A 24,610-nucleotide genomic window follows, 5' to 3' on the forward strand; every position below is an offset into this window, starting at 1 on the left:
AACATGTTCGACGAAGCCGCATGTGCCGAGGTGATTGCCCGGTTCGACGAGATGATTGAGCGGCGCTATCCGTCCAAGACCAGCACGTCGGCCGGACTGCTCACCGAGATTGAGGCCGCGGCGCGCGAGGAAAACCGAGCCGCCGCTACCCAGCTCGACCGGATCGGGCGGTTGTTCGGCTATCGGCTCTCGCGCTGCTCGGAGACCGAGGATTGGGCGATCGACACGATGGAGGCCGTCGCCGCGGAGGTGGGGGCGGCGTTGCGGATCAGTCAGGGGCTGGCGGCCAGCCGGGTGCGCTATGCCCGGGCGATGCGCGAACGCCTCCCGCAGGTGGGGGAGGTCTTTAAGGCCGGCGATATCGATTACCGAGTGTTTCAGACGATCGTGTATCGCACCGATCTGATTGAGGACGCGCAGGTGTTGGCGAGCGTGGATGCGCAGCTGGCGGCCAATGTGGCGCGTTGGCCGTCGATGAGCCAGGGCCGGCTGGGCGCGCAGGTGGATCGGATCGTGGCCCGCGCTGATGTGGATGCGGTGCGCCGGCGCGCCAAGGCCCAGCGGGATCGGGAGGTGTGGATCGGCCCGGACTTGGATGGGCGCGCGGAGTTCGGCGGGGTCATGCTGAGCCCGGATGCGCATGCGTTGGACAAGCGCCTGAATGCGTTGGCGGGCACCGTGTGTGCGCACGATCCGCGCACCCGGGAGCAGCGCCGCGCCGACGCCTTGGGCGCTTTGGCCGCGGGCGCGGACCGGCTGGGGTGTCGGTGCGGGCGCCCTGATTGTGCGGCCGGGAAACGCCCGCCCGCGGGTCCGGTGCTGATTCATGTGATCGCCGAGCAGGCCACCCTGGACGGTCGCGGCTCGGTGCCGGCCTCGGAGGTGGGCGCCGATGGGCTGATCACCCCCGAACTGCTGGCCGAACTCGCTAAGTCGGCCAAGTTGACGCCGCTGATCCACCCCGGCGACGCGCCGCCGGAGGACGGTTATGTGCCGTCGAAGGCGTTGGCCGATTTCGTGCGCTGCCGGGATTTGACGTGCCGCTGGCCCGGCTGCGACGCCCCGGCGATCGGCTGCGACATCGACCACACCGTCCCCTACGCCCAGGGTGGACCCACCCATGCGTCCAACCTGAAGTGTTACTGCCGAACTCATCATTTGATCAAGACGTTTATGGGCTGGGCCGAACAACAACTGGCTGACGGGACGCTGATCTTGACCTCCCCGTCCGGACACACCTATGTGACCACCCCGGGCAGTGCGCTGCTATTCCCAAGTCTGTGTCGTGGGGTCGACGGTGTCTTCCCGGCCGCCGAGGCCGACCCGCCCGTCGAGTACTGCGCCGAGCGCACCGCGATGATGCCCAAACGCCGCCGCACCCGCGCCCAGGACCGCGCCTACCGCGTGGCCACCGAACGCCGCCACAACCGCCAAGCCCGTCTAGCCCGAAAAGCCGAGTGGCCCAGTTATTTTGGGCCCGCCCCACCCGATCGTGACGACGACGACCCTCCGCCGTTCTAGGAAGCGGCGACGGTGAACAGCCGCCATTCGCCGGGCACACCTCCGACGCATTCCGGCACCGCCTGTTTGCCTTGTGAATGGCAGCCCGCCCGTTGAAATTTGGGCTGTCATAGTTAGCCGGGCCATCTAGAATGGGATCCCTTTGATGCTGCCTTGCAGCCCGGTCGGGATGAGGTTTGTCATGAATGTGCGCGGGCCGAGTCGACGTCTGAGGGCGGCAATCGCCTGCGCGGGGGCGGTACTCGTGGTGGCGGGCTGCTCCACGTTCGTCGACGGGCGCGCCCTGTCCATGCTCAACGACCCCTTCCGGGTGGGCGGCCTGCCCGCGACCAGCGGCCCCAGCGGGATCCGCGCGAACGCACCCGCGCCCACCGGCACGGTGGTCAACACCGACAACGGGCCGATCGACAAGCTGTCCCTGCTCTCCATCAACGACATCGAGGACTACTGGAAGTCGGTCTACAGCGAATCGCTGAAAGGGACTTTCATCCCGGTCGCCAAGATGGTGTCCTACGACTCCGACGATCCCAGCAGCCCGATCGTTTGCCACAGCGAGACCTATAAGCTCGTCAACGCCTTTTTCACGTCGCGCTGCAACCTGATCGCCTGGGATCGCGGCGTGTTCATGGCCATCGCGCAACGCTATTTCGGTGACATGTCCGTGAACGGCGTGTTGGCGCACGAATTCGGGCACGCCTTGCAGCAGATGGCGAAATTGGTCACCAGAACGGACCCGACCATCGTCCGCGAACAGCAGGCCGACTGCTTCGCGGGCGTGTATCTGTTCTGGGTGGCCGACGGCAAGTCGCCGCGCTTCACGCTGAGCACCGCCGACGGGCTCGACCACGTGCTGGCCGGAATCATCACCACCCGCGACCCGGTCCTGGACGCCGACACCACCAACGACGACGAACACGGTTCGGCCCTGGACCGGATCAGCGCCTTCCAGATGGGCTTCATCGACGGCGCCTCGGCGTGCGCGGGGATCAACAAGCAGGAAATCGCACAGCGCCGCGGCGACCTGCCGACCGCCCTGCGGACCGACACCAGCGGCGACCCCGAGACCGGGGAGGTCCCGATCAACGAGGACACGTTGTCCACGCTGATGGAGCTGCTGGGGAAGATCTTCTCCCCCAAGAGCCCGCCGACGCTGTCCTACAAGCCGGCCGATTGCCCCGACGCCAAGGCCAGCCCGCCGGCGTCGTACTGTCCGGCGACCAACACCATCGTGATCGACCTGCCCGGGCTGGCGAAGGCGGGCAAGGTCGCCGCCGAGAACGAGCGCACCCTGCCGCAGGGTGACGACACCGCGCTGTCGATGGTGATGTCGAGGTACGCGCTGGCGGTGCAGCACGAACGCGGCCTGGCGATGCAGAGCCCGTGGACGGCGCTGCGCACGGCGTGCCTGACCGGCGTCGTGCATCGCAAGATGGCCGAACCCATCGAGCTGCCGTCCCAGAAGCAGCTGGTGCTGACGGCCGGCGATCTCGACGAGGCCGTCTCCGGCCTGCTGATCAACCACCTGGTCGCCAGCGACGCCGACGGCACCAGCGTGCCGGCCGGCTTCACCCGGATCGCGGCGTTCCGCGGCGGCGTGGCCGGCAACATGGACGCCTGCTACTCGCGCTATCCCGGCTAGGCTCCGGCGATTTCGGCGATCCGGGGAACCACCTCGTCGCCGAGCCGGCGAATGAAACCGACCGGGTCGGGGTTGCCGGGCACGGGACCGGTGTTGATCATCTCGACCCCGAGCGAGGCATAAAGCTCGACCGTCTTCAGGTACGCGTCGGTATCGGTGAAGGGATCGTCGAAAAAGCCGACGGTCTTGCGGATCTCGCCGGGATCCCTGCCCACCGCGTCGCAGTGCCGGTTCAGCACGTCGACCTTGTGCTTGAGCGCCTCGACGTCGCTCGTCGTGCTGTTCCAGACGTCGGCGTACTGGGCGACCAACCGCAGTGTCTTCTTCTCGCCGTCGCCGCCGATCAGGATCGGCGGTCGCCGAATCGGTTGCGGCACACAGATCGTCTCGGCCAGCCGATAATGCTTGCCGTTGTAGGGCCCATCGTTGTCGCTCCACATCTGAAGGCAGACCTGCAGCGCCTCTTCCAGCATCTCGAACCGCGCGCCGAGCGGCGGGTACGGAACCCCGAGGCCGGCGTGTTCGCGGTCGTACCACGCCGCGCCGAGGCCGAGCATGGACCGGCCCGCCGACAGCACGTCCAGCGTCGTCACCGTCTTGGCCAGCAGGCCCGGGTAGCGGTAGGTGACCCCGGTGACCAGCAGGGCCAGGCCGATGGTCGTCGTCTGCCCGGCCAGGAATCCCAGCGACGTATAGCCCTCGAGGAACGGATCCTCCGCTCGCCCAACGGCTTCCATCTGGAAGAAGTGGTCGGCCAGAGTGAACAGCGTGGCCCCGCCCTGCTCGGCGGCCCTGGCCGCGTCGGCCAGCGTCGGGCCTAGCTTAGCCGGATCCCCCGGCAGAAAATCGATGAAGTGAACGCCCAATTCCATTGCGGTATCTCCTCGTCTCGTCACTCGGTCAGACGCTCGAGCAGCGACAGCGCGTCGAGGATGACGCGGCGTTCCCGTTCGGAATACCGCTCCTGCATGGCGCGCGCCAGCCATTCCTCCCGCAACCGGCGATCGCTCTCGGCGCGCCGCCGGCCCTTGGCGGTCAGCGAAACCACCTGGCGGCGGCCGTCTTCGGGGTCGGGCGTGCGGTCGATGAGCCCGCGTTGCTCGAGCGCGGCCACGATCGTGGCCATCGACTGCGGCCGCACCCCTTCGGCACCGGCCAGCGCGCTGGCCGACGACGCTCCCTCTTTCCAGAGGCGGGTGAGCACCGCGGTCTGGGACGGCGTGAGGTCCTCGTCGACCCCCAGACTCCGCAGCCGGCGCCGCAGCCGGCTGAACAGCACCCGCAGATCGCGGGCGGCCGCCACGGCCGAGTCGGTGATGCCGTCCATGACCCAATCCTAAATTAGCCAGTCAAAACTGTCCAGTCTTAACTGTCTAAATCACGTCATGGTTCGAAGATCATGTTGAGCGAACCAGCCGCAGCGCGGCCTCGACCGCGAGCGCGGGCACGTCGAGGGTCTTCGAGCGCAGGTCGTGGCGCGCGCCGGTGACCTCGACGACCTCGGTCGGCGCGGCGATCAGCGCTGCGGCGGCGCGCAATTCGTCGGGCGTGCCGAACGGATCGGACGTCCCGTGGGTGAAGACGGTGGGCACCCGAATGTCGGGGAGGTGTTCGGTGCGCGGGCGCTCCGGCTTGCCCGGGGGGTGGACCGGATACGAGAACAGTGTCAAGACGTCCACCGGCGCCTCGCCGGCAGCCACCACCATGGACGTCTGCCGGCCGCCGTAGGAGTGCCCGCCGGCGATCAGCGGGCCGGCGGATAGTCCGCGGCACAACGTGATCGCCTCGACGATTCCCTCGCGGTCGCCGGCCGCCGAACCGGACGGAGGGCCCTTGGGCCGGCGCCGGCGGTACGGCAGGTTGTAGCGCACCGCGAGCCAGCCGCGCCGGGCCCACTCATCGCAAACCTGTTGCAGCAGGGGCGATTCCCGGTCGCCACCGGCTCCGTGGGTCAACACCACGACACCGGCCGGTGGCCCCGGGGGTTCGTGCGCCACGCCCGCGATCGCCTCGAGGTTCATAAGTTCAGCCGAAACAACGGAGAGACGGGGCCGTGGCCGTGGCCGAGCGGATAGGAGGCGCGCAGGCATTCGGTCACCCACCCCTTCGCGAACGCGACCGCGCCCGGGACGGTGTAGCCGTGGGCCAGCGCGCAGGCCGTCGCCGCGGCCAACGTGTCTCCGGCGCCGTGGTCGTGCATGGTGTCCACCCGCGGCGAGGTGAACTCATGAAAGTCGGTGCCGTCGAACAGAAGATCCGTGCTCGTCGCCGAACCCTGCAGGTGGCCTCCCTTCACCAGCGCCCACTTGGGTCCCAGGGCATGCAGCGCGCGAGCCGCCTCCCGCTGAGTCTGCGAGTCGACAACATCGATATCGAGCAGCAGTCGCACCTCGTGCAGGTTCGGTGTCACCAGCGTGGCCAACGGAAAGAGCTCGCCCCGAAGGGAAGCCAGGTCCGCGGGATCCAACAGCGGATCGCCGTGCATCGACGCGCACACCGGGTCGACCACCAGGGGCGCGTCGCCGCCGTGATGCCGCCAGGCCGCGGCGACCGATTCGATGATCTCGCCCGACGCCAGCATGCCGGTCTTGGCCGCCTGCAGCCCGATGTCGTGACATACCACCTCGATCTGGGCGGCGATGACGTCGCCGGGAACCTTGTGAAAACCCTTGACGCCCACCGAGTTCTGCACGGTCACCGCGGTCACCGCACACAACGCATGAACCCCGAGCAGCGTGCAGGTGCGCACATCAGCCTGCATCCCCGCGCCGCCGCCCGAGTCCGAGCCGGCGACGGTCAGCACGCGCAACGGCGTGGCGCCCGGCGCGGCTAAAGGCAGGAAATTCACTGCGTGATCGGCAGATACACCCGATTGCCGTGCTCGGCGAACTCCTGCGACTTTTCGGCCATGGCTGCCTCGATGGCTTCCTCGCTGTCGAGGCCGTGCGCGGCCGCGTAGTCGCGGACATCCTGCGTGATGCGCATCGAGCAGAACTTGGGACCGCACATCGAGCAGAAGTGCGCGGTCTTGGCGGGTTCGGCCGGCAGCGTCTCGTCGTGGAACTCCCGCGCGGTGTCGGGGTCCAGCGACAGCGCGAACTGGTCGTTCCAACGGAACTCGAAACGTGCTGTGCTCAAAGCGTTGTCGCGCTCCTGGGCGCGGGGGTGCCCCTTGGCCAGGTCGGCCGAGTGGGCGGCGATCTTGTAGGCGATCACGCCGTCCTTGACGTCCTTGCGGTCCGGCAGCCCCAGGTGCTCCTTGGGCGTCACGTAGCACAGCATCGCGGTGCCGGCCTGGGCGATGATCGCCGCGCCGATCGCCGACGTGATGTGGTCGTAGGCCGGCGCGATGTCGGTGGCCAGCGGGCCCAGCGTGTAGAACGGGGCCTCCTCGCACAGCTCCTCTTCCAGCCGCACGTTCTCGACGATCTTGTGCATCGGGACGTGCCCTGGGCCCTCGATCATCACCTGTGCGCCATGGGCTTTCGCGATCTTGGTCAGCTCGCCCAGGGTGCGCAGCTCGGCGAACTGGGCGGCGTCGTTGGCGTCGGCGATGGAGCCCGGCCGCAGCCCGTCGCCGAGCGAGAAGGTGACGTCGTATCGCGCGAAGATGTCGCACAGTTCGGCAAAGTTGGTGTACAGGAACGATTCCTGGTGATGAGCCAGGCACCAGGCCGCCATGATCGACCCGCCGCGGGACACGATGCCGGTGACGCGCTTGGCGGTCAGCGGCACATACCGCAGCAGCACGCCGGCGTGCACGGTCATGTAGTCCACGCCCTGCTCGCACTGTTCGATCACGGTGTCGCGGTAGATCTCCCAGGTGAGCTCGGTCGGATCGCCGTTGACCTTCTCCAGCGCCTGGTAGATCGGCACGGTGCCCACCGGCACCGGCGAATTGCGCAGGATCCACTCGCGGGTCTCGTGAATGTTCTTGCCGGTGGACAGGTCCATGATGGTGTCGGCGCCCCAGCGGGTGGCCCACACCATCTTGTCGACCTCCTCGGCGATCGACGACGTCACCGCCGAATTGCCGATGTTGGCGTTGACCTTGACCGCGAACGCCTTGCCGATGATCATCGGCTCGCTCTCCGGGTGGTTGTGGTTGGCCGGGATCACCGCGCGGCCGCGGGCGACCTCGTCGCGCACCAGTTCGGCGGGCATGCCCTCGCGGGCGGCGATGAACGCCATCTCGGCCGTGATCTCGCCGGCGCGGGCCCGCTGCAGCTGGGTGCCGCGGTCGCGGACCACACCGGGCCGCGCCGGCAGCCCGGCCGCCAGGTCGATCGCCGCGTCCGGGTCGGTGTAGGGCCCGGACGTGTCGTAGAGGTCGAAGTGGTCCCCGGTGGACAGGTTGACCCTGCGGAAGGGCACCCGCGCGCCGCCGTCGAGCTCGCGGTAGGCCTTGCTGCTGCCCCAGATGGGTCCGGTGGTGACGGACGGCTCGATAGTGGTGGTCATTCTCATCTCCCTACGCCGGCATTACCCGGTCAGGTTCGTACGGTCGACGGCCCCGAGCCGTCCTCTCAGCGCACTCGGCGTGCGCTCCCGCGTCTAATGGATTGGTCCGTCCGCGACGTTACCCCCTTGGCGGTAGCCGCGAGTACCCACCTGGTGGGAGGATGCAAACGTGCAACCCGCCGAGAGCCCGACGCAGCCGACCGGTGCAATCGAAGCCGCGACCAGGTACCTGAACGTCGGCGCCTTCCGCTTCTGGTTCGTCGGTCAGCGCTGGGAATGGTCCGACGAGGTGGCCAGGATGCACGGTTACGCACCCGGCCAAGTGGCGCCGACGACGGAACTGCTGTTGTCGCACAAGCATCCCGAGGATCGGGCCCACGTCCAGGACCTGCTGGACTACGCCCTGCGGTCCGAGGAGTCGTTTTCCAGCCGCCACCGCTTCCTCGACACCGCGGGCAACGTGCACGACGCGATCGTGGTGGCCGACCGCATGCTGAACGATTCCGGCGCCGTGGTGGGCACGGCCGGGTATTACATCGACCTCACCGACACCTTCGACGAGGCCCGCCAGGAAGTGCTCGACGAGGCGCTGCCGGACCTGTTCGAGAACCGCGCGGCCATCGAACAGGCCAAGGGCGTGCTGATGTACGTGTACCGCGTCAGCGCCGAGCAGGCCTTCCGCGTGCTGCAGTGGCGCTCGCAGGAGACCAATGTGAAGCTGCGTTCGCTGGCAAAGCAATTGCTCGCCGAGGTCACGACGCTGCCCGCCCCCAGCGCCGCCGTCCAAAGTCAGTTCGACCATCTGCTGCTGACCGTGCACGAACGCATTCCGCCGGAGACTTCCGGGTAATCGCTAGGCTTCGAAACATTCTTTCCTGGGCATGCTGCCGATTCGGGGCCGTCGCGGTGACGCCCAGGGAGGGACTTCGGCTTGCTCGAGGTGGTGGAAGGCATGGAACTGTTGGCGGTTGACCACGAGGCCCGGGAGGACGCCGTACTCGTTCGGGTCAAAGGCGATGTCGATTCCAGCACCGTCGACCAGCTCACCCCCCATCTGGTCGCCGCGCTGCAGGCGGCCGCGAAGCACCCGGCCCGGTTGGTGATCGTCGACCTGCAATCGGTGACGTTTTTCGGAAGCGCGGCGTTGAACGCGGTGCTCGATTGCCACGAGGGCGGGAAGGAAGCCGGCACGTCGGTGCGATTGGTGGCCGACAACGACCAGGTTCTGCGGCCGATCCAGGTCACGGAGCTCGATCGCATCCTCGAGGTCTATCCGACGCTTTCCGACGCGCTGCAACGCGAACGCCGGCAATGAACCCGCTGCCGGCCGACCTCGCGGCCGCGGTCGCCCTGGGTGGCGAGATGGGCCGCCGGTTTGCCGAGTTCGACTGGGCCGCACACCCTTTGGGATCGCCGCAGGGGTGGCCGGCCGAGTTCCGGGCGGCGACGGTGACGGCGTTGACGTCGCGGTTCCCGATCGTGCTGTGGCTGGGGTCGCAGGATCTGTTCCTGGTTTACAACGACGCGTACATCTCGGCGCTGTCCGACAAACACCCGTCCGCGCTGGGCCGGCCCGGCCGGGAAGTGTGGTGGGACATCTGGGATTCGATCAGCCCCATGCTGGCGAGCGTCATCGCGACGGGCAAGGCCACCTGGTCCGACGACCTGCTGCTGACGATGGTGGTCGAAGGCCGGCGGCTGGAGCGGTATTTCACCTTCACCTACGGCCCGCTGATGGGCGACGGCGGCGACGTCTCCGGGATTTTCTGCGCGGTCAACGAAACGACCGAGCGGGTGATGGGGGAGCGGCGCCTGCACCTGCTCAACGACGTGACCTCCGCCGCCATGGGTACCCAGAGCATCGACGACGCCGTGGCCGCGGCCGCCGCGGTGTGTGCGGCCCAGCCCGCGGACGTGCCGTTCATCGCCGCCTATGTCGCCGACGCGGACGGCGAGCTCGCCCTGCGGGGCGCGACGGCGTCGGTGCTGCCGGTCCTGCCGCGATCGCTTCGGGCGCTGGCCGATTCGGGGTCGAAGTCGGAGATCGGCAACGTAACTGCGGCGGTTCCCGGGATCGAGGCGATCCTCGGTGGCGACTGTCCGGAGCGGGCGCTGGTGTTGCCGCTGGGCGAGACCACCACCGCCGGGGCGCTGGTGGTCGGCATCAACCCGCGCTGCCCGCTCGACGAGCAGTACCGCGGCTTCTGCCAGCTGCTGGCCGACCAGCTGTCGGCGACATTCGCGCGGATCAACTCCTACGAACAGCAGCGGCTGCGGGCCGACGCGCTCGCCGAGTTGGACCGCGCCAAGACGGCGTTTCTGACCAACGTCAGCCACGAATTCCGCACGCCGCTAACGCTTTTGCTCGGTCCGCTGGAGGATGCGCTGTCCGATGCGCCGCCGGAAAGCGCGCTGGAGGATCGACTGACCACGGCGGCCCGCAACGCACGGCGCCTGCAGCGCCTGGTCGACTCGCTGCTCGATTTCTCGCGCCTCGAGGCGGGCCGGGCGGACGCGAAACTGGTGTGCACCGACGTCGGCGCGCTCACCGAGCACATCGCGTTGTCGTTCACCGAGCTGTGCCAGCGGGCTGGCCTGGACCTCGTGTTGGACTGCGGCCCGGCGCTTGCCGACGTCGACCCGGGCATGTGGGAAACCATCGTGCTCAACCTGCTTTCCAACGCCGTCAAGTACACGCTGCGCGGGTCGATCACGGTCGAGGTGCGCGCGGAGGCGGCGGATTGCCGAATCACGTTGCGGGACACCGGGGTCGGGATCGGCCCGGAGGACCTGGACCGCCTGTTCGAACGCTTCTATAGGGCCGACAACATCCGCGGCCGCAGCGTGGAGGGCGCCGGCATCGGGCTGTCGCTGGTGCGCGGCCTGGTCGAGCTGCAACGCGGAACGGTGGAGATCGAGAGCGAACCGGATCGCGGCACCACGGTCACCATCCGGCTGCCGCGATCGGTCGCGGGCGCACCCCAGCCCCCCGGGGGGACGCCGAACCCGAGCAACCCGTACGTGGCCGAGGCGCGTCAGTGGCTGACCCCCGTCGCGGACCCGGGCGCGGCGGCCGCCGCGCCTGACGGCGCGGCCGCCGCGCCTGACGGGCCGCGCCAATTGGTGCTTGTCGCCGACGACAACGCCGACATGCGAGCCCACCTCGAGCGCGTGCTATCGCCGCATTGGCAAACGGTTTTGGTGGCCGACGGGCAGTCGGCGCTGGCGGCGGCCAGGGAGCTGCGCCCCGACGCGATCGTGACCGACATCATGATGCCGGGCCTCAGCGGCTTCGACCTGGTCGCGGCGCTTCGCGCGGATCCGGACCTGGCGGCGACGCCGGTCCTGATGCTGTCGGCGCGGGCCGGCGCGGAGGCCGTCGACGAGGGCTTCGCCGCGGGTGCCGACGACTACCTGCCCAAGCCCTTCCGGTCGCAGGAGCTGGTGGACCGGGTGGCGTCGCGGCTGTCCGCGGTCACCCGCGAGCGCGATCGCCTGCGGCGCGAGGCGCCGCTCGACCTGGCGCCGCTCGACTCCGCGCTGCAGGCGACCGACTCGGTGGCCGGAATATTGCGCGCGCTGATCGACGCGGGCCCCGGTTCGGCGGATCCCCCCGCCGTGACGATCGGGTTGTTCGACGGCGAGCGCCACGTCCGGTTCGAGTACGCCGGCGACGTGCCCGCCGAGGTGCGGGACCGCTACCACGTCGCCGCGCTCGACGCCCCGCTGCTCGGCGTCGACGTGGTGAACACCGGAGAGCCGATGGTCGTCATGGACACCTTCGACCTGCCCCCGCGCTATGAGCACGCGGTGCGCGACACCGCCGCAAGCGTCCGCGCGTGCGTCGCTCATCCGTTGCGGGACAACGGAGGTCGCGTTATCGGCGTGCTGGCACTGCTGTGGCCGACGCCGCGCCAATTCGATGCGGCGGAACTCGACACGTTCCGCCGGATGGCCGCGCTCACCCAGTCGGCGGTGGACCGGGTGCGCGTCATGGCGCGCGAGCACCGGATCGCCGTCGACTTCCAGGAGCACCTGCTCGACTTGGATCGCGGCTCGACCGCGGCCGTCGTGGCGGCCGTCTACCAGCCGGCCGGGGAGGCGATGCGCGTCGGCGGCGACTGGTACTCGGTCACGCCGCTGGGCCGCGCCGGCCAGATCGGCATATCGGTGGGCGACGTCGTCGGGCACGGCCTGGCCGCCGCGATCGTGATGAGCAGGCTGCGCGCCGCGGTGGCGGCCTCGGCGCTCAGCGCGGCCGAGCCGGTCGCGGTGCTGGGCGCGCTGGACCGCTACGCCGCCAGCGTCACCGGCGCCCGGTGCGCGACGGTGGCCTACGCACTGGTCGATATCGGCGCGGGCGGCACCACCGTCAGCTACAGCTGCGCCGGGCACCCGTACCCGTTGCTCGTTCCCCCCGACGGTGATCCGGTCTACCTCGAGTCGGGTCGGCGGCCCCCGGTGGCCGTCGCGGACAACGGCTCGGACAACCCGTCCGCCCACGACGCCGCGACGGCCGAGCTGGCGCCGGGCAGCCTGATCCTGCTCTATACCGACGGACTCATCGAACGCGCCGGCGAGACGCTCGACGAGGGGTTCGCCCGCCTGAAGGCCGCGGCCGCCCTTTGCGCCGATCTGCCGGTCGAATCGGTGTGTGCCGAGCTGCTGGCGCGGATGACCCCGCCGGCGGGCTATCGCGACGACGTGGTGGTGCTCGCCCTGCGCCCGAGCCACACGGCCGCGGGCAGCTTCGCCACGGTGCTGCCGGCGGTGCCGGCGCAGATCCCAGTCGCGCGCCGGCAGCTGCGGGGGTGGCTGGACAGCATCGCCACGGTGCCGGGCCGCGAGGAGGACATCCTGCTGGCGACGGGGGAGGTGGTCACCAACGCGATCGAACACGGCAGCCGCTGCGAGCCGCGGCGGACGGTCTCCGTCGAGGCCTTCGTGCACGGGGACACCGTCGCGGTCACTGTCAGCGATACCGGTAGCTGGGTCGGCGATTCGTCCGCCAGCCTGCGCAGCCGCCGGCGCGGGCGGGGCCTCACCCTGATCGGCGGGCTAGCCGACCGCGTCGCCACCGTCCGCACCCCGGGAGGCACCCGGGTCACGCTGGAGTTCGACGGCGCGGGGAGTGCCTAGGCCTCTTCCATGGCCTCGCCGAGCTCCTCGAGGAGCCGGTTGTGGTGGTTGCTCGCCAGCACGTGCCCGGCGGCGATGACCAGGGCGACGGGCCAGTCGATGAGTTCGAATGCCGCCAGGGCGGCCAGGCCGCCGTAGTAGGCCAGTTGCTCCGGGCGCGGGATCTCCACCTGGCCCACCACCGGCACGTTCACCACGAACGTTTCGCCCTCGCGGATCTTCTCCACGGCTTCGCGCTGCGAGGTCCCCTTGCGCGTTGTCTTTTCGGCCATGATTCGCCTTTCGGTAACGAAGGGTTTGCCGCCCCGCCGGGTACTGCGACCAACGTCGGACCTATGTCGACGACCGACTCCGTGTCCGACCCCCTGGTTTCGTCGATCGCTTTGGTGCTGAAGGTGCCCGTGGTGCAACTCTATGCGCTGCTGTGGCGGGTCGGGGTGGTTGAGATTCGGCAGTCCGATCGGCCGGCTCGCCGTTCGTCGAGTCAGGTCCTGGTGGCAGCGTGTGCGGGCTGCCCCAACCGTCCGAAACCCGGTTCAGAACGGCTATCGCGACGGTCGCCCCGGCGGCTGCCCCCAGAGCCTGTCCCCAGCCGACGGGACCAAGCGGTGTGCAGCCGAGCAACTGGCTGACCACCGGGATGCTGATCAGCGTTCCCATCGCGCCGAGCGAGCCCACCGCCGTCAGCACCACCAGCGGGGCGTGAGAATCCAGCAGCGTCTGGCCCAACTCGGCGCCGACCAGCGCGACCAGCGCCACGGTCGAGGCCCGCTGCGGGCGCCCGGTGACGCTGGCCATGGCCCACGCCACCGTCGTCGCCGCGGCGGTGGTGACGCCGCGGATGGCCACCGCGCGCCACAGCGCGGGCTGGTCGGGGCCTCGGATGCCCGGATCGATCGGCGTGCTCGGCTCGCTGACCGCCAGGGCGGCGGCCGGCAGCGCATCGGTCATCATGTTCACCAGCAGCAGCTGCCGGGTGTTCAGGGGCGACGTGCCGGTGATCGCGCTGCCGATGACGGCGAACAGCACCTCGCCGGCGTTGCCGCCGAGCAGCACGGACACCGCCGCCTGCACCCGCTGCCAGAGCTGGCGTCCCTCCTCGATGGCCTGCACCAGTGCCTCGATGCGGGCGTCCACCAGCACCACGTCGGCCGCCATGTGGGCCGGGTCGCTGCCGCCGGACACGACGCCGATGCCGACGGTGGCGGCCCGGATGGCGGCGGCGTCGTTGGAGCCGTCGCCGACCATCGCGCACAGCACGCCGGCACCCTCCAGCGTCTGGACGACCTGGACCTTGTTCTCGGGTGTCATCCGCGCGAAGATCACCCGCTCGGTCACGACGCGCTCCTGGTCCTTGCGCGACAGCGCGTCCCACTCGGAGCCGCTGATCACCTGCTCGTCGGTCACGGACAGGCCCAGTTCCCGGGCGATCGCCAGCGCGGTGATGGGGTGGTCGCCGGTGATCAGCTTGACGCCGACCCCCTGCCGGCGCAGGTTCGCCAGCAGGCCGACCGCCTCGGGGCGCGGCGTGTCGGACAGGCCGAGGAAGCCGGTCAGGGTCAGCCCGTCGCGGCAGAAGTCCGCGATGTCGTCCGGGTCGTCCCGGATCGCCTCGGCCTGCTGCGCCGTCAGCCGGCGCTGCGCCACCGCGATCACCCGCAGGCCGCCGGCGGCCAGTTCGCCGACCACTTTCTGAATCTTCGAGCCGGTGTTCTCGCAGGCGGCCAGCACCACTTCGGGCGCGCCCTTGACGGTCAGTTCGGTGCCGGTGACCGAGGCGGAGAACGACCGCCCGGAGCGGAAGGGCAGGTGCGCGTCGGCTTCCCCGCTGGGCGCCGAGCCGTCGAGCGAACGCAGCGCCGCCTCGACGATGGCGGCGTCGGTGGCGTGCGCGTGCGGGCTGCCGTTGGCGGCCGGGGCGGCGTGCGCGGCGTGGCGCAGCACCTCCTCGGGGGAGTGCCCCGGCGCCGGGCGGACCTCCGCGACCCGCAGCCGGTTCTCGCTCAGCGTGCCGGTCTTGTCGAAGCAGACCACGTCGATGCGGCCGAGCGCCTCCACCGAGCGCGGAACGCGGACCAGCGCGCCGTACTTGGTCAGCCGTCGCGCGGACGCGGACTGCGCCAGCGTCGCCACCAGCGGCATCCCTTCGGGGACCGCGGCGACGGCGATGGCGATGCCGCTGGCCACCGCCTGGCGCAGGCCCGTCCCGCGCAGCAGACCCAGCCCGCCGACCAGCGCGCCGCCGGTGACGCTGACGGGGAACGCCCGGTTGGTGAGCTGGCTGAGCTGGTGCTGCAGGCCGATGTCGGACGAGGTGTCGCCGGACACCAGCTCGGCGGCCCGGCGCTCCTGGGTGTCGGCCCCGACCGCGGTCACCACGGCGACCGCGGTGCCCGCCACGACGGTGGTCCCGGCGTACAGCATGCAGCGGCGCTCGGCGAGCTCGGCGCCCGGCGTGGCGTCGACCTGCTTCTCCACCGACAGCGACTCGCCGGTCAGCGTCGACTCGTCGACCTCGACGTCGACCTCCTCGAGGATCCGGGCGTCGGCGGGCACCACCTCGTGCGTCCGGATTTCGATGACGTCGCCGGGGCGCAATTGCGCCGCGATGACGTCGGTGTAGGTCCGCTCGCCGTCCGGACCGGTGTCGACCCGGCGGGCCGGCGGGACCTGCTGCGCCAGCAGGCGGTCGAGGCGGTTCTCGGCGCGCAGCCGCTGGCTGGCCGCCAGGATGGAGTTGCCGGTCAGCACCGAAAACACCAGCACGGCGTCGACTGGCGACCCGAGCACCGCGCTGGCCGCCGACCCCAGCGCCAGCACCGGGGTCAGCGGGTCGGTCAGCTCGGCGCGGACGGCCTTGAGGAGCTGCCAGACCGCGTTGGGCGGAGCCGGAGCCTGCCCTGCGGGCGAGGCGTCCACCTCCGACGGGGGCGGTGGCAGGGCCTTGCGCACCTGCTCGACCGACATCGCGTGCCATTCGTGAACGGCGGCCGGCCGCGGCGCGTCCGCGGTCATGATCCCGCGCGCCAGCAGGTAGCCGGACAGCGCGCCGGCCGCGGCGCCGGTGGTGACCGGACCGGGCCCGAGGCCGCGGACGCCCGGGATCATCAGTAGCGATCCCATGGCCGTCGCGCCGGCCGATATCCCGACCCCGCGCTGCGTGGCGGCCTTGGCGGCCGGCAGCGCGTGCAGGACCCGCCAGGCGGCCGCCAGGTCGGGCAGCAGCAGGTCCGCGCACCAGGGCGGCGCCCCGCCGCCGGGCCGCGGCAGCACGCCCAGCGCCACGTCCGCGGCCGAAAGCGCCCGTGCGCCAGCCGATGACAGCACGGCGACCGTGCGACCCGCCCGTTGCAGCTCGGCGACGGCGTGGGTGAGGGCGTCGTCGATCGAGCCGTTGCCGAGCGGGGTGATTTCGTCGAAGGCGGGCCGCAGCTCGCCCAGCGAATCGACGTCGACCGACACCAGGTCCGCCCCGGTGCGGTGCGCCTCGGCGACCACGGCCGACGCCAACGGGTCGTGGGTGGGGCGGAAAAGCGCCTCGACCGCCGCGTGCGGCTCGCTGGCCGACATCCCGGGCACCCGGTGCCAGCCGGGCCGTTGGCCGTTGTTCTGCAGCACCAGCTGGGCGCGGTTCCACGCCGCGGACAGCTCGCGGTCGTCGGCGCCGCGGATGCGGGCCACCCGCATGCCGGTGGTGCACAACACCCGGGGGTCGATGACGATCGCGTCGACGCGGTCGAGGCGGCGCAGCGCGTCCGGCCGCAGCGACAGGACGGCGTGCCGGTCGGCCAACCCGCGTCCCAGGGCGGCGGCGAACGCCTCCGGGGTGGTGCGGCTGGCCTTGGGGGCGGTCACCAGCACCGCGGTGGCGGCCATGTTCGGGTTGCGGGTGGTCACGGCGACCAGTCCCGCGCCGAGCGCCTGGACGAGCGCGAAGCGGCCGGCTGCGCCGCGCTCCACCACCCGCGCCCGCGGTGGCCTCGGCGATGACGCGTCGGTGGGCGGCTGGTCGGCGTGGCGGGCCAGCTCGGGTTCGTGCCGGCGCCAGGCCCGGGCCTCGGCGCGGCATTCGGCAGCCTTCATCGATTGCATGAGCAGGCCCACCGACAGCGACGCCGGTGCGAGGGTGACGGTTTCGGCCGCCGCCATGGCCAGCGTCAGCACGGTGTCCGTCGCGGGGCCGCCGATGCGGTCCTCGAGCAGGCGCCGCAGCCAGGGCTGGTAGTCGATCGCCACGATGGGCGCCTGGACGCCGATCGGCAACCGTGGCCAGTGCAGCGCGCGACCGGCCAGTGCGATGCCGAGCCCGGCCGCGTTGGCGGCCACGGTCACGGCCCGGGTCGCCGCCACCACGCCGTCGCCCGGCAAAGCCGTCGCGGGCGCCTTGTTGGTTGAGCGGCAACGTTTTTCGGCGTCGTCGACGACGCGGCACAGGTCACGCAGCGAGGTGTCCGGGTCGCCGATGGTGACGACGACGCGCGACAACGGGTGGTTCAGGCTGGCCGACGTCACGCCGGCGTGGTCGCGCAGGCCGTCGAGCACTGCCCGGCCCAACTCATCCGAGCTCGCGTCTTCGAGGCCGCGCACCTCGATCCAGGCCCGGTCCTTTCCGCGCCAACAGCGCCGGCTCAGCGTTTCGGCGGGAAGATCGCCGGTGAGCGCCCTGGCGCCCTCGCGCAGCGGAATCGCCGCGATGTGAAGGGCCTCTTGTGCCAGTCCGGTCAGAGCCCGCAGCGGCGTCGATCGTGGTAACGACGTGACGATGCTCAAGGGCTCCCCGGACGATCCTTAGTTGGTGCTGCGCAATTCGGCGGAACCGGCGCGACGCCCGGCCGCCTTCTTGGCCGCGGGCTTGCTGGCGGCCTTTTGCGGCACCGCCTTTTTCGACGGCTCGGAGGGCACCGGCTTGAGGTTCGCCTTCGTCGCCGCGCCGTTGCCGGGCTTGCGATTCATCCGGTGCAACAGGAGCGCCCCGCCCCCGACGGCCAGCAGCACCGGCCACTCGACCAGACCGGCGACGCCGATCGCGCCGAGCGCCAGGGCGGCGGCCGGCGTCGAGTGACTACCGCTGCTGATGCCGCGCTTGACGCCCTCGGCGGCTCCCGTGACACCGCCGACTATTCCGTTGACCGCGGCGCCTCCCACGGCGCCCGCGGCCGCCGTGGTCGCGTCGGCCGCGCGACCCACCGTTTTGCCCACGCTGCGTACTGCCCCACCGACGACACCCATGATCACTCCCTGGTATCTCATCGCTCTCACTGGGAACCGCGTGGCAACCCGTGTATCCGTTGAACGCGAGGTTAACAGCAACAACGAAATTGTTCTCTGCATCTATAGGGCGAAAGCCTGCCACGTTACAAACGCGCGTACAACGAGCAACTTCTTCAACCGGGCTCACACGGATCTTAAACCTGGCTCACATCGATCAGCACCGGCGCGTGATCGCTCGGGGCCTTGCCCTTGCGTTCGTCGCGGACGATTTGCGCGGCGGTCACGCGGGCGGCCAGCGCCGGCGACGCGAGGATGAAATCGATGCGCATGCCCCGGTTCTTCGGGAACCGCAGCTGGGTGTAGTCCCAGTAGGTGTAGACGGCCGGGCCCGGCGTGAAAGGCCTTACCACGTCGGTGAATTGCGCGTCGACGATCGCGTCGAACGCGCGGCGCTCCGGCTCGGAGACGTGGGTGGCGCCGGCGTAGTATTCGGTGCTCCACACGTCTTCGTCCGTCGGGGCGATGTTCCAGTCGCCGACCAGCGCGATCGGTGCCGCGGGGTCGTCGCGCAGCCAGCCTTGCGCCGCATCCCGCAGCGCGGCAAGCCAATTCAGCTTGTAGGTGTAATGCGGGTCGCCGACGGCGCGGCCGTTGGGCACGTACAGGCTCCACACCCGCACGCCACCGCAGGTGGCGCCCAGCGCGCGGGCTTCCGCCGTGGCGGCCACCTCCGGTTTGGACGTCCACGTGGGCTGGCCGTCGAAGCCGATCGCGATGTCGTCGAGGCCGACGCGTGAGGCGATGGCCACGCCGTTCCACTGGTTGAAGCCGACGTGGGCGACCTCGTAGCCGAGTTCGAAGAACGGCAGGCTGGGGAACTGGCCGTCGGCGCACTTGGTTTCCTGCATCGCGAGCACGTCGACGTCGGCGCGGGCCAGCCAGTCGAGGACGCGGTCCAGGCGCGTGCGAATCGAATTCACGTTCCAGGTGGCCAGCCGCACCGTGCCGTCGGGCATGGCTAGACGGTATCGATCGCGCGGATGTAGCTACGGCGGTGGTGCGGCCGGAAGCCGAGGGACGCGGCGAGCGCGAGGTTGTCGGCGTCGTCGTCGCCGACCCGCAGCACCTCGCAGTCGCGACGCGCCGGGCCGTCGGCCGACAGGCGCACCCACCGGGTGCCGTCGGGCAGCGGTCCCGGCGTGACACTGGCCAGGTCGCGCACGAGGATTTGGTCGCTGTGTTCGCAGGGCACCCCGGGCGGGATCCTCAGCAGGCGGTCGGGAATCGCGAGCCAGGGTGTCAGGTCCCGCTGCCGATACCAGTCGACGATCGCTGGGACGGCGGCAGCGTGCGCCGAAATATCGAGTGGCACAGCCGAATTGGTGTCCAGCCCGGCTCCCGGCTCGGCGCGCAGCAGCCAGCCGTCGACCCAGGCCCGTTCGGCGCCGGGCCTGGCCGCCGCGGCCGCATGCTCGAGCGCCCGGATGTCGGAGGTGCGCACCGGCGCGTCGGTCAGCGTCCGCAGCGCGACGACGTCGGCGGGCGCGAACTGCACCACCGTGCCCGTTTTCGTGCGCACCCGCACCAGCGGATCGACCGCCAGCAGGTGTCCGACCGCGTCGGTCAGCGGCGGGACCGATCCGGCCGGGAGCCGGTAGCGAACCGTCACCCGCGTTCCCAGGTCCGGCCACGAGACCATCAGTGACCGAACGGGTCCGGCCCCTCGCCCGGCAGCCACGACAGTCCCGGAACGCCCCAGCCGTGTGACTTCACGGCCCGCTTCGCGGCGCGCGCGTGCCGGCCGATGAGGTGATCCAGGTACAGGAAGCCGTCCAGGTGCCCGGTTTCGTGCTGCAGCATCCGCGCGAACAGGCCGGTGCCCTCGATGGTGATCGGGCGGCCGTCGGCGTCGAGTCCGGTCACCCGCGCCCACTTCGCCCGGCCGGTGGGGAATGACTCGCCCGGAACCGACAGGCAGCCCTCGTCGTCGTCGCCCGGGTCGGGCATGGTCTCGGGAATCTCGGAGGTTTCCAGGACCGGGTTGACGACGACGCCGCGGCGGCGGTCGGTCAGGCCGCGGTCCTCGGAGCAGTCGTAGACGAACAGCCGCAGGCCGTAGCCGATCTGGTTGGCGGCGAGCCCGACGCCGTGTGCGGCGTCCATCGTGTCGTACATGGTGGCGATCAGCTCGGGCAGGTCGGCCGGCAGCGAACCATCGGCGGCGACGGCCACCGGCGTCGTCGGGGCGTGCAGGACGGGATCTCCGACGATGCGTATGGGTACGACTGCCATGATCGGCTAGCTTATTCGTGACCCGCCGCGGCCTCCGGGGGAGCCGGGCAATCGCAGCCAATCGGCCGACTCGCGGGTCTGGATTGCGGCTTGAGGGTTCGCGGCGTGGTTCAATATTCGCGCGCAACATGCCCTTGAAACGCCTATGTAAGTCATGTCATTCGAGCACGTTGAGAATCGCCGGAAGGGTCCAGGGGAAGCGGATATGGACAGCGCCATGGCGCGGGCAAATCGATCGGGGGACGACGCTGAAATCGCCGATGGCCTCACCCGTCGCGAACACGACATCCTGGCGTTCGAGCGCCAGTGGTGGAAATACGCCGGGGTCAAAGAGGACGCCATCAAGGAGCTGTTCTCGATGTCGGCGACGCGGTACTACCAGGTGCTCAACGCGCTGGTCGATCGGCCCGAGGCGCTGGCCGCCGACCCGATGCTGGTGAAGCGGCTGCGGCGGCTGCGCGCGAGCCGGCAAAAGGCGCGGGCCGCCCGCCGACTCGGCTTCGAGGTGACCTGACTCGCTACAGTGGGGCTCGATGAAAGAGCGTGTGCCCGACTCCACGGGCCTTCCCCTTCGGGCCATGGTGATGGTGCTGTTGTTCCTGGGCGTCATCTTCCTGCTGCTCGGGTGGCAGGCGCTCAGTTCCTCCGGCAAGTCCGATGACGAGTCGTCGTCGGCGGCTACCAGCGTCACCAGCACCACCAGCGCGGCGGCCGCGACCACCAGCGCCGCCCCAGCGAACCAGGCCGAGGTGCACGTCTACAACATCTCGTCCAAAGAGGGCGTCGCCGCAAAGACCAAGGATCAGCTGACGGGCGCCGGGTTCAAGGTGACCGACGTCGGAAACCTGACGATCCCCGACGTCACGGCCACGACCGTGTACTACACCGATGCCGAGGGCGAGCACGCCACCGCGGACGCGGTGGGCCAGAAGCTGGGGGCGCCCGTTCAGCCGCGGATTCCGGCGCTCAAGGACCAGCCGCCCGGCGTCATCGTCCTGGTGACGGGCTGAAGACCGCTGCTCGGAAATCTGGGAGTGCTCGGGATAGGCTGCTCGCTATGTCCAAGCACCGCAATGCCGCTGCCGCCGCCGTGTCCGCAATCGCATTGGTGGCGGGGTGCGCATCGCCGCAACACGCCTCGACCGTCCCCGGCACCACACCCGCGGTGTGGACCGGGTCGAGCGCGCCGACGGCGAGCGCGGGCACCGAGGGCGATCAGCAGCAGCAGCCCGCCGGGCGGAGCATCACCACCCAACTGAAGGGTCCCGACGGGGTCGAGGTGGCGACCGCGAAGTTCGATTTCAGCAACGGCTACGCCACCATCACGATCGCGACGAGCGGCCCCGGCCACCTCGCGCCCGGCTTCCACGGCGTGCACATCCATAAGGTCGGCAAGTGCGAGGCCAATTCGACGGCCCCGACCGGCGGGGCGCCCGGCGACTTTCTGTCCGCCGGCGGGCACTTCCAGGCGCCCGGGCATTCCACCGAGCCCGCCAGCGGCGACCTGACCTCGCTTCAGGTTCGCAAGGACGGGGTCGGCATGCTGGTGACCTCCACGGACGCCTTCGCGATGGAGGACCTGCTGACCGGCGAGAAGACCGCGATCGTCATACACGCCGGCGCCGACAACTTCGCCAACATCCCGTCGGAGCGCTACAACCAGACCAACGGAACGCCGGGCCCCGACCAGATGACGATGACGACCGGTGACGCCGGCAAGCGGGTGGCGTGCGGTGTCATCGGTGCCGGCTAGCAGGGCCCGCGCTCACATCGATTTCGCCCGCTCGCCGCGGCCGACGATCGGCGTGGAGTGGGAGTTCGCGCTCATCGACGCCAAGACCCGTGACCTGAGCAACGAGGCCCCCGCGGTGATCGCCGAGATCGGCCAGAACCCGCGCGTGCACAAGGAATTGCTGCGCAACACCGTGGAGGTCGTCAGCGGCATCTGTGAATGCGCCGGGGAAGCGATGGAGGACCTGCGCGAGACCCTGGGGCCCGCCCGCAGGATCGTCCGGGACCGCGGCATGGAGCTGTTCTGCGCCGGGACGCACCCGTTCGCCAAGTGGTCGTCGCAGAAGCTCACCGACGCGCCGCGCTACGCCGAGCTGATCAAGCGGACCCAGTGGTGGGGCCGGCAGATGCTGATCTGGGGAGTGCATGTGCACGTGGGCATCTCGTCGGCCAACAAGGTGATGCCGATCATGACGTCGCTGCTCAACTACTACCCGCACCTGCTGGCGCTGTCGGCGTCGTCGCCGTGGTGGGCCGGGGAGGACACCGGGTACGCCAGCAATCGCGCGATGATGTTTCAGCAGCTGCCGACCGCCGGGCTGCCGTTTCACTTTCAGACCTGGGCGGAGTTCGAAGGCTTCGTCTACGACCAGAAGAAGACCGGCATCATCGACCACATGGACGAGATCCGTTGGGACATCAGGCCGTCGCCGCACCTGGGCACGCTCGAGGTGCGGGTGTGCGACGGCGTGCCCAACCTGCGTGAGCTCGGCGCGCTGGTCGCCCTGACGCACTGCCTCGTGGTGGACCTGGACCGCCGGCTGGACGCCGGCGACTCGCTGCCGATCATGCCGCCCTGGCATGTCCAGGAAAACAAGTGGCGCGCAGCGCGATACGGCCTGGACGCGGTGATCATCCTGGATGCCGAGAGCAACGAGCGGCTGGTCACCGAGGACCTCGACGACGTGCTGACCCGGCTGGAGCCGATCGCCAAGTCGCTGCACTGCGTCGACGAACTGGCCGCGGTCTCCGACATCTACCGCGGCGGCGCGTCGTATCAGCGGCAGCGACGGGTGGCCGAGGAGCACGACGGCGACCTGCGCGCGGTCGTCGACGCGCTGGTGGCCGAGCTGGACATCTGATGGGTGACGCCGAACCCCTTGAGCGGGCGATGTTTCCGCTCGAGTCGGCGCAGCTGCCCGGCCAGGAGCTGCCGCTGCGCATCTTCGAGCCGCGCTACGCCGCGTTGGTGCGGCGCTGCCTCGACCGCGACGAGCCGTTCGGTGTCGTGCTGATCGCGCAGGGCCGCGAGGTCGGCGGCGGCGACGCGCGTTGCGACGCCGGCGTCCTGTCGCGGATCGACGAACACGCCGACCTCGGCGCCGGCCGCTATGCGCTGCGTTGTCGCACCGGCGAGCGGATCCGGGTGCGCGAGTGGCTGCCCGACGACCCGTATCCGCGTGCGACCGTGGCGCTCTGGCCCGACGAACCGGGCGCCCCGGTCACCGGCGCGCAGCTGCTCGACCTCGAGGATCGGGTGATCGCCGTGTTCGAACGGATCGCGCAAGCGCGCGATGTCCGGCTGCCGGAGCGCGAGGTCCTGCTGGGCCCGCGCGAAACCGATCCCGGACAACGCCTGTTCGCGTTGGCATCTCGCATCCCGATCGGCGCCGCCGACCGGTACTCCGTGCTGTCGGCGCCGTCGGCCGCCGATCGCTTCACCGCGCTGCGCGAGGCCGTGGACGCGCTTGCCGACCTGGTCGAGTTCCAGCTGTCCGAATAGGGGGGCAAGGCGATGAGCGCCGACGTGACGATCGACATCGACGAGGGCGTGGCGGTGCTGACGCTGAATCGCCCCGAACATCTCAACGCCTACACCGCCGAGATGGGCGCCCTGCTCAGCCGGGCGTACCGCGACTGCGACGGTGACGACGACGTCCGCGCCATCGTGGTAACCGGTGCGGGCAGCGCCTTTTGCGTCGGGGCGGATTTCTCGGGCAACATTTCGCCGTTCGACGCGCCGGCGGACGCCAGCGCGTTCTCGGCGTCGCCGATCGACCCGCCCGCGTTCGAGTTGCGCAAGCCGGTGATCGCCGCGCTCAACGGTCACGCGATCGGGATCGGCCTGACGATCGCCCTGCAGGCCGACATCCGCTTGGTTGCCGAGGACGCCAAATACGGTGTGGTGCAAGTGCGCCGGGGCGTGATACCCGACTGCATGTCGCACTGGACGCTGGCGCATCTGGCCACCCTGGGGGTGGCCGCCGAGGTGCTGCTGACGGGGCGCACCTTCACGGGCGCCGAGGCGGTGGCGCTGGGCGTCGCCAACCGGGCGCTGCCCGCCGAGCGGGTGCTCGGCCACGCGGTGGAGATGGCCCGCGACATCGCGGCCCACGTCGCCCCGATGTCCGCGGCGTTGTGCAAGCGACTGCTGTGGGATGCCGCCATCCACAACTACACCCCGCGACAGGTGGCGTCGCTGGAAACCCAGCTGCACCATCGCGTGATGGGCACCGCCGACGCCCGCGAGGGGGTCAGCGCCTTCCTGGATCGGCGGCCGCCGCGGTTCAGCTCCCGGCTGTCGGCCGACTGGACGCCGCTGCCGGAGCCGTGAGC

22 protein-coding genes, 1 pseudogene and 1 riboswitch are annotated in these 24,610 nt (G+C 70.3%); of the genes and pseudogenes, 12 read left to right on the forward strand and 11 right to left on the reverse strand.

Annotated features, from left to right (window positions below; genetic code table 11):
* Nucleotides 1-3 precede the first annotated feature (3 nt).
* Both AC5Y5E_RS11310 and AC5Y5E_RS11315 read left to right on the forward strand, forming a co-directional pair.
* Entirely contained in the window at nt 4-1,521 is a 1,518-nt protein-coding gene (locus AC5Y5E_RS11310) for an HNH endonuclease signature motif containing protein (RefSeq protein ID WP_499903070.1), read from the forward strand.
* A gap of 181 nt (nt 1,522-1,702) precedes the next feature.
* Nucleotides 1,703-3,160 carry a neutral zinc metallopeptidase gene (locus AC5Y5E_RS11315; RefSeq protein ID WP_499903071.1) on the forward strand — a complete coding sequence of 486 codons (1,458 nt, stop codon included), beginning with the start codon at nt 1,703-1,705 and terminating at the stop codon, nt 3,158-3,160.
* Here the strand turns inward: AC5Y5E_RS11315 and AC5Y5E_RS11320 are convergent.
* The 5 genes from AC5Y5E_RS11320 to thiC all read right to left on the reverse strand — a co-directional run bounded on the left by AC5Y5E_RS11320 (nt 3,157) and on the right by thiC (nt 7,621).
* A complete protein-coding gene (locus AC5Y5E_RS11320; RefSeq protein WP_499903072.1) occupies nt 3,157-4,032 on the reverse strand; it encodes an LLM class F420-dependent oxidoreductase in 876 nt (291 codons plus the stop codon). The genes AC5Y5E_RS11315 and AC5Y5E_RS11320 overlap by 4 nt on opposite strands.
* Before the next feature lie 20 nt (nt 4,033-4,052).
* On the reverse strand, nt 4,053-4,487 hold the full coding sequence (locus tag AC5Y5E_RS11325; protein ID WP_499903073.1) for a MarR family transcriptional regulator: 435 nt from the start codon (nt 4,485-4,487) through the stop codon (nt 4,053-4,055).
* 70 nt (nt 4,488-4,557) lie between these two features.
* Complete coding sequence (locus AC5Y5E_RS11330; RefSeq protein WP_499903074.1) at nt 4,558-5,181, reverse strand: alpha/beta hydrolase family protein; 624 nt, start codon at nt 5,179-5,181, stop codon at nt 4,558-4,560.
* Nucleotides 5,178-6,008 carry a bifunctional hydroxymethylpyrimidine kinase/phosphomethylpyrimidine kinase gene (gene thiD / locus AC5Y5E_RS11335; RefSeq protein ID WP_499903075.1) on the reverse strand — a complete coding sequence of 277 codons (831 nt, stop codon included), beginning with the start codon at nt 6,006-6,008 and terminating at the stop codon, nt 5,178-5,180. Before thiD ends, AC5Y5E_RS11330 begins: the two co-directional genes overlap by 4 nt.
* Nucleotides 6,005-7,621 (reverse strand): phosphomethylpyrimidine synthase ThiC, encoded by a 1,617-nt coding sequence (gene thiC / locus AC5Y5E_RS11340; protein ID WP_499903076.1) that lies wholly within the window; start codon nt 7,619-7,621, stop codon nt 6,005-6,007. The genes thiD and thiC overlap by 4 nt, the downstream gene beginning before the upstream one ends.
* A riboswitch (TPP riboswitch) is annotated at nt 7,612-7,722 on the reverse strand. (Overlaps the previous gene by 10 nt.)
* A 107-nt stretch (nt 7,723-7,829) precedes the next feature.
* On the opposite strand from thiC, the gene AC5Y5E_RS11345 reads away from it, so the two are divergent.
* The 3 genes from AC5Y5E_RS11345 to AC5Y5E_RS11355 all read left to right on the forward strand — a co-directional run bounded on the left by AC5Y5E_RS11345 (nt 7,830) and on the right by AC5Y5E_RS11355 (nt 12,760).
* On the forward strand, nt 7,830-8,471 hold the full coding sequence (locus AC5Y5E_RS11345; RefSeq protein ID WP_499903290.1) for a PAS and ANTAR domain-containing protein: 642 nt from the start codon (nt 7,830-7,832) through the stop codon (nt 8,469-8,471).
* A 102-nt stretch (nt 8,472-8,573) separates the two neighbouring features.
* Nucleotides 8,574-8,936: an STAS domain-containing protein gene (locus tag AC5Y5E_RS11350; RefSeq protein WP_499903291.1), complete on the forward strand. Its 363-nt coding sequence runs from the start codon at nt 8,574-8,576 to the stop codon at nt 8,934-8,936.
* Nucleotides 8,933-12,760, forward strand: a complete 3,828-nt coding sequence (locus AC5Y5E_RS11355; RefSeq protein ID WP_499903077.1) for a SpoIIE family protein phosphatase — start codon at nt 8,933-8,935, stop codon at nt 12,758-12,760. The genes AC5Y5E_RS11350 and AC5Y5E_RS11355 overlap by 4 nt, the downstream gene beginning before the upstream one ends.
* Here the strand turns inward: AC5Y5E_RS11355 and AC5Y5E_RS11360 are convergent.
* Nucleotides 12,757-13,032, reverse strand: a complete 276-nt coding sequence (locus tag AC5Y5E_RS11360) for a hypothetical protein (RefSeq protein WP_499903078.1) — start codon at nt 13,030-13,032, stop codon at nt 12,757-12,759. The genes AC5Y5E_RS11355 and AC5Y5E_RS11360 overlap by 4 nt on opposite strands.
* Before the next feature lie 63 nt (nt 13,033-13,095).
* Here AC5Y5E_RS11360 and AC5Y5E_RS11365 point away from each other — a divergent pair, with 63 nt between their 5' ends.
* Nucleotides 13,096-13,392, forward strand: coding sequence for an Rv1535 domain-containing protein (locus AC5Y5E_RS11365; protein WP_499903292.1), 297 nt, complete (start codon nt 13,096-13,098; stop codon nt 13,390-13,392).
* Here the strand turns inward: AC5Y5E_RS11365 and AC5Y5E_RS11370 are convergent.
* The 5 genes and pseudogenes from AC5Y5E_RS11370 to AC5Y5E_RS11390 form a co-directional block, all read right to left on the reverse strand.
* A pseudogene (locus tag AC5Y5E_RS11370) lies at nt 13,358-16,909 on the reverse strand (cation-translocating P-type ATPase); the annotation flags it as partial. The gene AC5Y5E_RS11365 and the pseudogene AC5Y5E_RS11370 overlap by 35 nt on opposite strands.
* 639 nt (nt 16,910-17,548) lie before the next feature.
* The gene (locus AC5Y5E_RS11375; protein WP_499903079.1) at nt 17,549-17,989 is read right to left on the reverse strand and encodes a hypothetical protein; all 441 of its coding nucleotides are present in this window, start codon (nt 17,987-17,989) and stop codon (nt 17,549-17,551) included.
* A 176-nt stretch (nt 17,990-18,165) separates the two neighbouring features.
* Nucleotides 18,166-18,972: an exodeoxyribonuclease III gene (locus tag AC5Y5E_RS11380; protein WP_499903293.1), complete on the reverse strand. Its 807-nt coding sequence runs from the start codon at nt 18,970-18,972 to the stop codon at nt 18,166-18,168.
* Between the two features lie 17 nt (nt 18,973-18,989).
* Nucleotides 18,990-19,670: a GNAT family N-acetyltransferase, cg3035/Rv0428c family gene (locus AC5Y5E_RS11385; protein WP_499903080.1), complete on the reverse strand. Its 681-nt coding sequence runs from the start codon at nt 19,668-19,670 to the stop codon at nt 18,990-18,992.
* Complete coding sequence (locus tag AC5Y5E_RS11390; RefSeq protein ID WP_499903081.1) at nt 19,670-20,263, reverse strand: peptide deformylase; 594 nt, start codon at nt 20,261-20,263, stop codon at nt 19,670-19,672. Before AC5Y5E_RS11390 ends, AC5Y5E_RS11385 begins: the two co-directional genes overlap by 1 nt.
* A gap of 205 nt (nt 20,264-20,468) precedes the next feature.
* Here AC5Y5E_RS11390 and napA point away from each other — a divergent pair, with 205 nt between their 5' ends.
* Genes napA through AC5Y5E_RS11420 form a run of 6 tightly spaced genes read left to right on the forward strand, consistent with a single transcriptional unit; the run spans nt 20,469 to nt 24,608 of the window.
* On the forward strand, nt 20,469-20,777 hold the full coding sequence (gene napA / locus AC5Y5E_RS11395; RefSeq protein WP_066931013.1) for a nucleoid-associated protein NapA: 309 nt from the start codon (nt 20,469-20,471) through the stop codon (nt 20,775-20,777).
* Between the two features lie 19 nt (nt 20,778-20,796).
* Entirely contained in the window at nt 20,797-21,273 is a 477-nt protein-coding gene (locus AC5Y5E_RS11400) for a LytR C-terminal domain-containing protein (protein WP_499903082.1), read from the forward strand.
* 47 nt (nt 21,274-21,320) lie between these two features.
* On the forward strand, nt 21,321-22,016 hold the full coding sequence (sodC, locus tag AC5Y5E_RS11405; RefSeq protein WP_499903083.1) for a superoxide dismutase[Cu-Zn]: 696 nt from the start codon (nt 21,321-21,323) through the stop codon (nt 22,014-22,016).
* Entirely contained in the window at nt 22,006-23,136 is a 1,131-nt protein-coding gene (locus AC5Y5E_RS11410) for a glutamate--cysteine ligase (protein ID WP_499903084.1), read from the forward strand. The genes sodC and AC5Y5E_RS11410 overlap by 11 nt, the downstream gene beginning before the upstream one ends.
* Nucleotides 23,136-23,777 (forward strand): LON peptidase substrate-binding domain-containing protein, encoded by a 642-nt coding sequence (locus AC5Y5E_RS11415; protein ID WP_499903085.1) that lies wholly within the window; start codon nt 23,136-23,138, stop codon nt 23,775-23,777. The genes AC5Y5E_RS11410 and AC5Y5E_RS11415 overlap by 1 nt, the downstream gene beginning before the upstream one ends.
* 12 nt (nt 23,778-23,789) lie before the next feature.
* The gene (locus tag AC5Y5E_RS11420; protein WP_499903086.1) at nt 23,790-24,608 is read left to right on the forward strand and encodes an enoyl-CoA hydratase-related protein; all 819 of its coding nucleotides are present in this window, start codon (nt 23,790-23,792) and stop codon (nt 24,606-24,608) included.
* The last annotated feature ends 2 nt before the right edge of the window (nt 24,609-24,610 follow it).

This window comes from Mycobacterium sp. NGS54 (genome assembly GCF_059812465.1).

What these genes read in the sequence shown, in the direction of transcription:
- AC5Y5E_RS11320 (WP_499903072.1), bottom strand. Translation starts at nt 4,032, where the DNA reads ATGGAATTGGGCGTTCACTTCATCGATTTTCTGCCGGGGGATCCGGCT.
- AC5Y5E_RS11415 (WP_499903085.1), top strand. Translation starts at nt 23,136, where the DNA reads ATGGGTGACGCCGAACCCCTTGAGCGGGCGATGTTTCCGCTCGAGTCG.
- AC5Y5E_RS11420 (WP_499903086.1), top strand. Translation starts at nt 23,790, where the DNA reads ATGAGCGCCGACGTGACGATCGACATCGACGAGGGCGTGGCGGTGCTG.
- AC5Y5E_RS11360 (WP_499903078.1), bottom strand. Translation starts at nt 13,032, where the DNA reads ATGGCCGAAAAGACAACGCGCAAGGGGACCTCGCAGCGCGAAGCCGTG.
- AC5Y5E_RS11350 (WP_499903291.1), top strand. Translation starts at nt 8,574, where the DNA reads ATGGAACTGTTGGCGGTTGACCACGAGGCCCGGGAGGACGCCGTACTC.
- sodC (WP_499903083.1), top strand. Translation starts at nt 21,321, where the DNA reads ATGTCCAAGCACCGCAATGCCGCTGCCGCCGCCGTGTCCGCAATCGCA.
- thiC (WP_499903076.1), bottom strand. Translation starts at nt 7,621, where the DNA reads ATGACCACCACTATCGAGCCGTCCGTCACCACCGGACCCATCTGGGGC.
- AC5Y5E_RS11400 (WP_499903082.1), top strand. Translation starts at nt 20,797, where the DNA reads ATGAAAGAGCGTGTGCCCGACTCCACGGGCCTTCCCCTTCGGGCCATG.
- AC5Y5E_RS11390 (WP_499903081.1), bottom strand. Translation starts at nt 20,263, where the DNA reads ATGGCAGTCGTACCCATACGCATCGTCGGAGATCCCGTCCTGCACGCC.
- AC5Y5E_RS11315 (WP_499903071.1), top strand. Translation starts at nt 1,703, where the DNA reads ATGAATGTGCGCGGGCCGAGTCGACGTCTGAGGGCGGCAATCGCCTGC.
- AC5Y5E_RS11330 (WP_499903074.1), bottom strand. Translation starts at nt 5,181, where the DNA reads ATGAACCTCGAGGCGATCGCGGGCGTGGCGCACGAACCCCCGGGGCCA.
- AC5Y5E_RS11310 (WP_499903070.1), top strand. Translation starts at nt 4, where the DNA reads ATGTTCGACGAAGCCGCATGTGCCGAGGTGATTGCCCGGTTCGACGAG.
- napA (WP_066931013.1), top strand. Translation starts at nt 20,469, where the DNA reads ATGGACAGCGCCATGGCGCGGGCAAATCGATCGGGGGACGACGCTGAA.
- AC5Y5E_RS11355 (WP_499903077.1), top strand. Translation starts at nt 8,933, where the DNA reads ATGAACCCGCTGCCGGCCGACCTCGCGGCCGCGGTCGCCCTGGGTGGC.
- AC5Y5E_RS11375 (WP_499903079.1), bottom strand. Translation starts at nt 17,989, where the DNA reads ATGGGTGTCGTCGGTGGGGCAGTACGCAGCGTGGGCAAAACGGTGGGT.
- AC5Y5E_RS11325 (WP_499903073.1), bottom strand. Translation starts at nt 4,487, where the DNA reads ATGGACGGCATCACCGACTCGGCCGTGGCGGCCGCCCGCGATCTGCGG.
- AC5Y5E_RS11365 (WP_499903292.1), top strand. Translation starts at nt 13,096, where the DNA reads ATGTCGACGACCGACTCCGTGTCCGACCCCCTGGTTTCGTCGATCGCT.
- AC5Y5E_RS11385 (WP_499903080.1), bottom strand. Translation starts at nt 19,670, where the DNA reads ATGGTCTCGTGGCCGGACCTGGGAACGCGGGTGACGGTTCGCTACCGG.